Origin of the sequence: Vibrio sp. 10N.261.51.C6 (assembly GCF_041471785.1) — a bacterium.
GTDB classification, from domain to species: domain Bacteria; phylum Pseudomonadota; class Gammaproteobacteria; order Enterobacterales; family Vibrionaceae; genus Vibrio; species Vibrio crassostreae_C.
Map to the genome: position 1 here is coordinate 42,786 of NZ_JBFRPB010000066.1, position 11,033 is coordinate 53,818.

Annotated in this window: 7 protein-coding genes; all 7 read left to right on the forward strand. The window is 44.9% G+C overall.

What is annotated here, in order from left to right; translation table 11 throughout:
• The first annotated feature begins 109 nt into the window (after positions 1-109).
• The 7 genes from AB4375_RS17950 (at position 110) to purF (ending at position 11,011) form a co-directional block, all read left to right on the forward strand.
• Positions 110-4,936, forward strand: coding sequence for a FimV/HubP family polar landmark protein (locus AB4375_RS17950; protein WP_372052188.1), 4,827 nt, complete (start codon positions 110-112; stop codon positions 4,934-4,936).
• A gap of 194 nt (positions 4,937-5,130) precedes the next feature.
• A complete protein-coding gene (truA, locus tag AB4375_RS17955; protein ID WP_004734161.1) occupies positions 5,131-5,925 on the forward strand; it encodes a tRNA pseudouridine(38-40) synthase TruA in 795 nt (264 codons plus the stop codon).
• Between the two features lie 176 nt (positions 5,926-6,101).
• Positions 6,102-7,028, forward strand: coding sequence for an acetyl-CoA carboxylase, carboxyltransferase subunit beta (gene accD / locus AB4375_RS17960; protein WP_017062348.1), 927 nt, complete (start codon positions 6,102-6,104; stop codon positions 7,026-7,028).
• Between the two features lie 42 nt (positions 7,029-7,070).
• Positions 7,071-8,333: a bifunctional tetrahydrofolate synthase/dihydrofolate synthase gene (folC, locus tag AB4375_RS17965; protein WP_017062347.1), complete on the forward strand. Its 1,263-nt coding sequence runs from the start codon at positions 7,071-7,073 to the stop codon at positions 8,331-8,333.
• Positions 8,334-8,909: an SPOR domain-containing protein gene (locus tag AB4375_RS17970; protein ID WP_017063432.1), complete on the forward strand. Its 576-nt coding sequence runs from the start codon at positions 8,334-8,336 to the stop codon at positions 8,907-8,909. It begins immediately after the preceding gene.
• Positions 8,910-8,970: 61 nt separating this feature from the next.
• The gene (locus tag AB4375_RS17975) at positions 8,971-9,462 is read left to right on the forward strand and encodes a CvpA family protein (RefSeq protein ID WP_009848678.1); all 492 of its coding nucleotides are present in this window, start codon (positions 8,971-8,973) and stop codon (positions 9,460-9,462) included.
• Positions 9,463-9,496: 34 nt separating this feature from the next.
• A complete protein-coding gene (purF, locus tag AB4375_RS17980) occupies positions 9,497-11,011 on the forward strand; it encodes an amidophosphoribosyltransferase (protein WP_017062345.1) in 1,515 nt (504 codons plus the stop codon).
• The last annotated feature ends 22 nt before the right edge of the window (positions 11,012-11,033 follow it).

Below are 11,033 nucleotides of genomic sequence, written 5' to 3' on the forward strand. Positions count from 1 at the left end.
TGTTGCTGCAACACATTTTTTGTTTTCATCTCTATAGTTTTACGTCATTTATCCGATATATTTAATAGATCATCACTTTTCCGAATTTAAGCACCTAGCTGAGCCTTTTATGTTTCAAATTTTCAAGCCGTGGTTAATGCCTTTTGCCTTTATCATTGCGACTCAGATTTCCGTTGTTCGTGCAGATTCCATTCGAGTTGTAGGGCCTAATGGCCAGATACAATCAGCGCCTACGTTTTCAGAACCACTTCAAAGAGCGCAATCAAATAGCGCTGAGCCTTCACGTTTCTATGGTCCAACTCGCGGCTCAGAAACATTGTGGTCTATTGCCTCAAAGTTACGCCCTGATAACTCCGTTTCAGTCCAACAAACTCTGTTGGCTATTTATCGCTTAAACCCACAAGCGTTTGAAAACCAGAATATCCATAGCCTGCTGCCTGCGAGCAATCTACGCGTGCCTTCTTTAGAGCAAGCACGTGCAAGCTCGACGCAGCAAGCTATCAACATCATGAACTCACATCTTGCTAAGCTTGATGCTCCTGCAAGTAAGCCTGTCGCTTCAAAACCCAAAGCGCCGAGTTCTGATGCAAAAAATGTTACTCCTGCTAAGCAAGTAAGCACTACTGAAACTGCTAAAAAGCCATTGTCTCCAACTCAATCATCTCTAGCTCAATCTGCACCAACCCAAGAGATGAACAAGCTAGAGAAGCAGCTAGAGCTTTCAGAAACTGAACTGCTGTCACTTGAAGAGAAAAATCACCAACTTCGTTTGATGTTATCGAATGTTCAATCGGAAGTGGATGAGCTAAAAACAGAGCTCAGTGATGAAGACCGCATTCGTAGCGAAGTGGAAAAGCTGCTTGATGAAGAGCGCAGAAAGAACGCCGAAATTGAAAAGATGGCACCAAGTGTCATGGACGAACTGTTATCGAATGGTTGGTTAGTGGCGGCTCTTGCGATTATTCCAGGTCTGCTCATTGGTTTGATCGTTGTGATGCTGTTAGGCCGTCGTTCTAAAAATGATGAGCAACAGCAGACGACTCAAGAACAACCGCTCCAGCCAGAACCAAGTACCGTTGCACCTATTACATTGGGCGACGAGATGGACGACCTTAACGAGCTGTCTTTAGATGATGACTTGTTTGGTACGGAAGATGACGCCAACAAGCTGTTTGACGATCAAGCGCTAGCCGAAGAGGATGATGTCTTTGCTGGTTTAGATGAATCTGATCTCGATTTCAATCTAGATGGTGAAGACGATGACCCATTTGCTAGCATTGGCGAAAACGGTGATTTAGACACCAACTTCGACGATCTAGATTTAGACAGCAGCAACGGCATTAGTGTTAATGGCGAAGAGAAAGCGCTTGGCCTTGAAGAGATGGAACGTGCGCTAGACAAAACAGCGGAAAGCGCCGTCGATACTGATGATGTCGACTTTGATCTTTCTGATGATAACGCAATGTCTGCTGATGACATTGAAGCTTTACTATCTCAAGAGTCTGAAACTGAAGATCTCGGTTCCAACGAGTTAGACCAATCTTTATTAGATGATCTGTTTGCTCTTGATGACGAAGATGACGACAGCTTCGATATTGATGCTCTGATTTCGGAAGAGCAAAGTGATTCGCCTTCTAGCACTGAAACACCAGCAAGCGATGATTTTGACATCGATGCGCTTATCTCTGAGCAACAAAGTGAGACTAAGCCTGTTGATTTGAGCAATGACGATTTTGATATTGATGCTCTAATCTCTGAACAACAGTCCCCTGAGCCAGCTTCCCCGACAGCGAATGATGATATTGATGACATCTTTGCCCAAGTTGCTGCTCAGAACGATCAAGCGAATGACCCTTTCAACCTCGATAGCGACGATGAGATTGCCACTAACCTAAACGGTGGTTTGGCGTCTGATGATGATATCGAAAACATTCTGTCTCAGTTCGATAAGCCCATCGTAAATGAAGAACCTCAAGACAGCGTTGATCTGCTTGATGAGCAACTGGCAGGCGATGACGTAGACCTAAGTAACTCGACAGACCTTCTTGATGAGATGCTAGGGGACGATTCGGATGATGAGTCTGAAAGCGAACCTCTTGGCTTTGATTCTCTGTCTGAACTTGAAGAGCTTTCTGGTTTATCGACCGATGATGACCTCAACATCGCAGAAGACAGCACGGAAACCTTGGATGAATTAATAGGTGACTCTGACGACGATGATTTCGAACTCGACGCCGAAAGTACCGACTTATTGGATGATTTCCTTGATAGTGAATTGTCAGATGATGAGCTTTTAGCGGATGCATCAAAATCAGAATCTCTAGACCCATTTGATGACTTACTGACAAGTGGCATTGAAGACGAGCTTGAATCTGAAGATAAGACGTTTGATAAAGAGTTAGACGCAGCCTTTGGTTTGGACAACGCCAATGAGGAGCCTGAAAAGGACTCAGACGTTGAGCTTACTCCGTTAACCTCTGAAGGTGAGCCTGAGCAAGATCCGGACATTAGTGAAACACCACAACCTGAAGTCGTTACTGATGAATCGTTAGATTCTGAAATGACTCAAGAAAGTTCTGACATTAAGCCAGAAAATGATGAAGCCTTTAATCGTGATGATTTTATCGATGATTTGTTCGGTGTCGCACCGGCAACGGATGCTTTGCTTGATGACTCGCTAGAAACAACAGACGAAGCGTTGATTGATGAGTTAATGACTTCTGATGACAATGATTTGTTGCCAGCAATAGAAGAGCCTGTTGAACCATCAATTGACAATACGGTTGAACCAGAGCAAGCGTCTCTTTTAGACAGCGACGAAGTATCAGCGCAAGAAACCGCATCATCGGTTGAAGATGATGAACTGGATATCGACTCGCTGTTATCTGAGAATTCTGATTTTGACAAACCAGATTTTGAAGAGCGAGTTAAAGAAGAAACCGCACAACAAGAACCAGAGCCGAAAGAAGCCGACGTACAAGAGCAAGCTTCGCCATCGTCTTTGAACGATATCTCTGAAGATGAAGAAGAAACGGTTGAAGACTGGTTAGCTGAAGCCATCGACGATGTAGAGTCGCCAGCGAACATTGACTCTGATTTTGACTTTGAACCGAAAATCCAAGGTAGCGATCAGCTTGAAGATGTCGTTGAATCCTTGCCAGAGCCAGAGCCAGAGCCAGAGCCAGAGCCAGAGCCAGAGCCAGTTCGTGCTGCAAACATGCCAGAGATCATTCCAAATGAATTTGGTGTGCCAGAAGACGATGATTGGCTGATTGAAGATGAGGCGTCTGAACCAGAAGCATTAGGGGAAACTGACGTAACACCAGAGCTAGTGACACCTGTCGCTGAACCGAAAGTTGAAGCTACACCACAAGCGGAAGTAGCAGAACAAGCTGAAGTTCTAGGACAAGAAAGCGCAGAAGAATTCTCGTTTGATGACTTCGAATTGCCAGAGTTTAATGAAGAAGATGCACTAGCGGAAGCTGATGCTGAATCAACACCAGAACCAGTAACGCCAGCTATTGATGCTCAACCAAGTGTTGAGCCTCAAACTGAAGCCCAAGTTATAGCTCAGGCGCAAGACGACGAAGAGTTTTCGTTTGATGATTTCGACTTACTAGAGTTTAGTGAAGAAGACGCACTAGCGGAAGCTGATGCTGAATCAACAACAGAGCCAGCAACGCCTGCTATATACTCTCAATCAAGTGTTGAATCGCAACCTACCTCTGAGCCTCAGTTAGATGCTGCACCACAAGTTGAAACTGCGAAACCAGAAAGCGAAGAAGAATTCTCGCTTGATGACTTCGAACTACCAGAGTTTGGTGAAGACGATGCGTTAGCGGAAGTGGTGAGTGAACCAGATGAAGCACAGTTAGAGCAAGACTTAGCGCCTGACACAGAGAAGTTCGAGTTCGATGACCTTGATCTTCCGGAGTACGATGAAGAAAGCGCAAAAGCAGACTCTGTTTTAGATGATATTGAGCAAAGCAATGCCGAGCCGGTGGCGGAAGCCCAAGGCGTAGAGTTCGATGAGTTTGATTTACCGGAATATGGTGAAGATGAAGCCATCTCTGATGCGTTTGCTGAGAAGCCAACACCACTGACTTCTTTCAGCCCACAAGGCGAAGAGCAAGATGCGTTGCATGATCTGTTCTCAAATCCGCAGAGCTATAGTCAGGCTGATGATTTCTCGAATGCTGAAGACTCTGAACCGGCTGGTTTTGCACAGCCAGAACAATCACTGAGCGCGGCTTCAGAGCCAAACTCAACGCCTGCAGCGGTTCAAGACGAGCCACTAGAAGGCTTTGATGACTTTGATGAGACAGCATTAGCTGAGTTGCTTTCTGAAGATGTTCAAGACTCTGTCGACAACATGTTCGATAAGCCATTGGACGCAACTTCGATTGATAGCGCAGGGTTAGATATTGACGCCATGCTTGAAGTCGGCGGCGAAGACTGGAAAGGCTTTAACCTAGCGCCAGAACAACAATCGAGCATGCATAATGATGTGCCTGATGACCAACAAGAGATTTGGGCATCGGCTGAACAGCAAGCTGAACCGAAAATCAAAGAAGAGAATTGGGCTGAACAAGACAATTTAACCGAATCAGGCAACAGTCGTGATAAGCAGTACATGACGATTGATGAGCTAATGGCTCAAGTCGAGCAAGAAGGTGAAGAAGTCATTAATCCAGACGATGAAGAGCTTAAACTGGATGTGGGTCTTAACGAATTCCCTGATGTTATCGGTGATATTGGCAATTATGATGTCGACAGCAATGCAGAAGCTGCGGGTAAGCTTGATTTGGCCAAAATCTACATCGAGATGAGTGACTCGCAAGGGGCAATTAAGCTTCTAGAAGAGGCAATCGTTGACGGCAGCGATGATATTCGTCGAGAGGCAAAAAATCTTATCGATACGTTAAACGGTCGATAAATTTACAAATCAGAAAGGGTAGCGTTGGCTACCCTTTATTTTAAGGCGATACAGAGCGCTATCGTTTCATTTGGTTTTTCAACAGCATCGTCTCGGTCGATGCTGATTGTTTATTGAAGTTTTAGCCCCATCCTATTTGGGCTAGCACTGATTTCCGTATATACTTCTCGCCCATTTTCAAAGAGAACAAGAACATGAAAATTGCTTTAGGTATTGAATATAACGGTACCCACTACTTTGGTTGGCAGCGCCAACGAGACGTGAAAAGTGTCCAAGAAGAATTGGAAAAGGCTCTTTCAGTTGTCGCGAATCACCCTGTAGAAGTTATGTGCGCAGGTCGTACAGATGCCGGTGTTCACGGTACGGGACAAGTCGTTCACTTTGAAACTAATGTCGATCGTAAAATGGTGGCATGGACAATGGGCGCGAATGCCAACATGCCAAAAGATATTGCGGTTCGTTGGGCGACAGAAGTGAATGAGGATTTCCATGCTCGTTTCTCGGCTACTGCCCGCCGTTATCGCTACATTATCTTTAACCATGCACTACGCCCAGGCATTTTGAATTCAGGTGTGAGCCATTATCATGGTCATCTTGATGAGAAAAAAATGCATGAAGCGGGTCAGTACTTACTTGGTGAGAATGACTTCACTTCGTTCAGGGCAACACACTGTCAATCTCGTAGCCCATGGAGAAACATGATTCACTTGAACGTGACTCGTCATGGACACTACATTGTGATCGATATTAAAGCGAATGCGTTTGTTCACCACATGGTGAGGAATATTACGGGTAGCCTTATTGCCGTAGGTAAAGGTGAGCAGAAACCAGAGTGGATCCAGTGGCTTTTAGAAGCTAAAGATCGAAAAGTAGCCGGCGCAACTGCAAAAGCGGAAGGTTTGTATCTGGTGGATGTTGATTATCCTGAACATTTTGAGCTACCACGAGAGCCAATTGGTCCTCTATTTTTACCGGATAATTTGAACTAAATGTGAGACTTAGGTTCAAAAATTATTACGGTTTAGTGCGTAAGATAGTCCCAGGAAATAGGTACAACCAGTTTTTTATCTACAGTCGCTGTTTTATGTGCTTTAATTCCCACGCATAATTCCCAAATTTATTTCTTTCGCAATCAAGCGGAAGAATCGAAACAAAAAGGTCTTCCATGAGTTGGCTTGAAAAGATTTTAGAAAAAAGCAACATCGTAACATCTCGTAAAGCGTCTATCCCTGAGGGTGTTTGGACGAAATGTACTTCTTGTGAGCAGGTTCTGTACCATGCTGAACTAGAGCGTAACCTAGAAGTATGTCCAAAATGTGACCATCACATGCGCATGAAAGCACGTCGTCGTCTGGATACATTCCTAGACAAAGGTGAGCGTGTTGAACTAGGTGCTGATCTTGAGCCACAAGACAAGCTGAAGTTTAAAGACTCTAAGCGTTACAAAGAACGTATCTCTGCTGCTCAAAAGAACAGTGGTGAAACAGACGCATTAGTTGCAATGAAAGGCGAACTATTGGGTTTACCTATCGTAGCGTGTGCTTTTGAATTCTCATTCATGGGCGGCTCAATGGGTTCTGTTGTTGGTGCTCGTTTCGTGAAAGCGGTAGATGCTGCTATCGAGAACAACTGTGGTTTAGTGTGTTTCTCTGCAAGTGGTGGTGCTCGTATGCAAGAGGCATTGATGTCTCTAATGCAAATGGCGAAAACCAGTGCTGCGCTTGAGCGTTTATCTGCGAAAGGCCTACCGTTTGTTTCAGTTATGACTGATCCAACAATGGGTGGTGTTTCTGCAAGTTTGGCAATGCTTGGCGATATCAATATTGGTGAACCAAAAGCACTGATCGGTTTTGCTGGACGTCGTGTAATCGAACAAACGGTACGTGAAGACCTTCCTGAAGGTTTCCAACGCAGTGAGTTCCTACTAGACCACGGTGCTATCGACATGATTGTTGACCGTCGTGAGATGCGTCAGCGCGTTGCAAGCCTTGTTGCTAAAATGACCAACCAGCCTTCACCATTAGTAGTTTCTGTGAACGATTCACCGAATGAAGCTACTTATGAAGTACCAGAAGCGCCAGAAAAAGGGTAAAGTACCTTCTAACAAACCAACTTAATTATGGTTATGAGTTAGATGAGTCAACAACCTATTCCTCAAGCCACATCCTCTTTGGAGATGTGGCTTGATTATTTATCAAACATCCACACAAGCGCTATTGATCTTGGATTAGACCGAGTTCAGGCCGTCGCCTCTAAGGCAAACCTCACCAAACCTGCTCAACATGTTATTACTGTTGCCGGAACCAATGGCAAAGGCTCAACATGTGCACTGATGGAAGCGATTCTATTGGACGCTGGTTACTCAGTTGGTGTCTACAGCTCTCCTCACTTAATTCGCTATAACGAACGTGTTCGTATCAACGGCCAAGATCTATCTGATGAAAAGATGGTTCAGTCTTTCGATTTCATTGAGAAAGAGCGTGGCGAAATCAGCCTGAGTTTTTTCGAATATGGCACTTTAGCGGCGTTACGTGCATTTCAAACTGAAGCGGTTGATGTTGTGCTTTTAGAAGTGGGTTTAGGCGGGCGTTTAGACGCGACCAATATCGTTGAGCATGATGTTTCTGTGATTACTAGTTTGGCTGTCGACCATGTTGACTGGCTAGGTGATGACATCAATGTGATTGGTTTTGAGAAAGCGGGCATTTATCGTAGCGGTAAACCCGCTATCTGTGGTCAACCCAAGCCACCGGCTACGGTTGCAGCGCACGCTGATGACATTAAGGCTGAGTTCTACCAAGTCGGTATTCAATACACTTATGATGTTGACGGTGATACGTGGAACTGGCGCAGTGGTGCATTCCAACTAGAATCGCTACCTATTCCAAGCCTGCCGTTACCTAACGCTGCAACAGCGTTGATGGCATTGGGCACATCAGAGCTTAGTATTAGCGACGTGAACGTGGTTAACGGCATGAAGAATGCGCAGCTTCCTGGGCGTATGCAGCAAATTAGCGAACAACCGGTGATTGTGCTTGATGTAGCACACAACCCGCATTCTGCTGAGTACTTTGCGCAGCAAGTCGCGAAGAAGTATGCAGGCAAAAATTTACACGTTGTAGTCGCCATGCTTCATGACAAAGATATCCCCGCGACATTGGAAGTATTAGCTCCAATAACAACACATTGGTACCCAGCTTCGCTGAACGGCCCACGAGCCGCAACAGCCGCTGAATTGTGTCAAAGCTTACCTGAAGGTGTAGAGCGGTATTCAAACCCTGTTGTAGCGTTTGAAGCGGCTTTAGCTTCTGTTAAAGGTGACGATGTTGTGTTGGTTGTCGGTTCTTTCCATACAGTGGGTGAAGTGTTGGAGCATTGGCAGAAAAAAGGAAACTAAATGGCAAGTAAATTCCAAAGCCGGTTAGTCGGCACCATCATTTTAGTGGCCATTGGCGTGATTGTATTGCCCGATGTACTAGATGGTAAGAAGCTCCACTACAAAGAAGAGTTTGCAAGCATTCCAATTAAGCCTGAGCTTGATAGTAATGTTGAAGTGTTTGAAGTACTCGATCCCGTTGAAGATCAGATAGCGCTACCGGATTCTCCGGTTGAGCAAGTGGTTGAAAGTGGTCGTACTGATAATTCAAACACGCAAACCGCGTCTTCTTCTAATGATAAAGAAGCAGACAAAGTGGCAGTTGTGGTTAAGCCGGTACCTGAAAAAAATGAATACCAAGACAGTGCTTGGATTATTCAATTGATGGCTTTGAAGAATGCTGACAACGCAAAAAACGTTGTTAAGGATCTGCAAAAGCGCGGTTATCAGGCTCACACCAAGCAAGAAAAAACTTTTACGCGAGTAATTATTGGCCCGGATGTCTCTAAATCCAAACTTGAGCGACAAATTAAGGAATTAGAAAAAATTACGGGTTCAAAAGGCCAGTTGCTCAAATTTAAACCGTTAAATCCATAAGAAAACGTTTGCGTCAGCATTTTTTCTGTTAAAATGCGCGCCAACTTAAGATGAAGAATTCATGAATTGGTTAGATTTTGTCATTTTAGGCGTGATCGGCTTCTCTGCCGTGATCAGTTTAGTTCGTGGTTTCGCTAAAGAAGCCTTGTCACTCGTTATTTGGTTTGGAGCATTTTTTATTGCTAGCCAGTACTACGCTAAATTAGCGATGTACTTCACCAATATCGAAGATGAGATGTTTCGAAACGGAACTGCGATAGCAGCATTGTTTGTTGCAACGTTAGTTGTGGGTGCCTTAGTTAACTATGTCATCGGTCAACTAGTTCAGAAAACAGGCCTGTCAGGTACAGACAGAATCCTCGGTGTCGTCTTTGGTGGCTTACGTGGTGTTTTGATTGTTTCTGCAGTGTTGTTTTTCATGGATGCGTTTACTGCATTCCCAAGTTCTGAGTGGTGGAAGAATTCGCAATTGGTTCCAGAATTTAGTCGAATCATTGCGCCGTTCTTCGAGCATTTACAAGCAACATCTAGTTTCTTATCTGGCGCGCTCTAGCGCCAGTTAATGTCGAAAAATCGAGGATTAGGACATGTGTGGTATTGTTGGAATCGTGGGTTCAACACCTGTAAACCAGTCTATTTATGACGCTTTAACGGTATTGCAGCATCGTGGCCAAGATGCCGCTGGTATTTGTACCATAGAAAGCAATCGTTTCCGTCTGCGTAAGGCGAACGGTTTAGTAAAAGATGTTTTTGAAGCAAAACACATGCAGCGCCTACAAGGTGAAGTTGGTATTGGCCATGTTCGTTATCCTACTGCGGGTAGTTCAAGTGCGTCTGAAGCTCAGCCTTTCTACGTAAACTCTCCTTTTGGCATTACGTTGGCGCACAACGGTAACCTGACGAACGCAAACGAAGTTCGTGAGAAGTTGTTCGAAAAAGACCGTCGTCATGTAAACACAACCTCTGACTCTGAAGTTCTACTGAACGTATTAGCTCATGAGATCGATACTGTTAAAGGTAACGTAACTTCAGATGACGTTTTCCGCGCTGTGGCAAATGTGCATCGTACAATTCGTGGTGCTTACGCCGTAACGGCGATGATCATCGGCCACGGTATGATCGCATTCCGTGACCCACATGGTATTCGTCCATTGTGTCTTGGTAAGCGTGAAGTTCAAGGTAAAACAGAGTACATGGTTGCGTCTGAATCGGTAGCACTCGATGCTGTTGGTTTCGACTTCATGCGCGACGTAGCACCAGGTGAAGCTATCTACGCAACGTTTGACGGTGAGCTTTTCACTAAGCAATGTGCAGACAACCCACAACTAAACCCATGTATCTTTGAGTTTGTATACTTTGCACGCCCAGATTCATTCATCGACAAAATCTCGGTTTACAGCGCACGCGTTGAGATGGGTGAGATGCTTGGTATGCGTATTAAAGAAGAGTACGCAGACTTAGACATTGATGTAGTTATTCCAATCCCTGAAACATCAAACGATATTGCGCTACGAATCGCTCAAGCGATCAATAAGCCATACCGTCAAGGTTTCGTGAAAAACCGCTATGTTGGCCGCACATTCATCATGCCAGGTCAGCAACAACGTAAGAAGTCGGTTCGCCGTAAGCTCAACGCAATTCGCTCTGAGTTTAAAGGTAAGAACGTTCTTCTGGTTGACGATTCTATCGTTCGCGGCACAACATCAGAGCAGATCATTGAGATGGCTCGTGATTCTGGCGCAAATAAGGTCTTCATGGTTTCAGCTGCTCCAGAGGTTCGCTTCCCTAACGTTTACGGCATTGATATGCCGAGCGCGACAGAGTTGATTGCTCATGGTCGTGATAACGAAACGATTTGTAAGCAGATTGGCGCAGACGCCTTGATTTTCCAAACGCTACCAGATCTGATTTCTGCAGTGGGCATGGGCAATCAAGACATCTCTCGTTTTGATACTTCTGTATTTAACGGCGAGTATGTAACGGGCGATATCGACCAAGTGTACCTAGATTTCCTAGACTCTTTGCGTAATGACGACTCAAAGGTTCAGCGTGAGATTCAACAAGATCTTGCTAACTTAGAGTTACACAACGAAGGCGCTTAACTGTAAGCGTGCCATGAACACC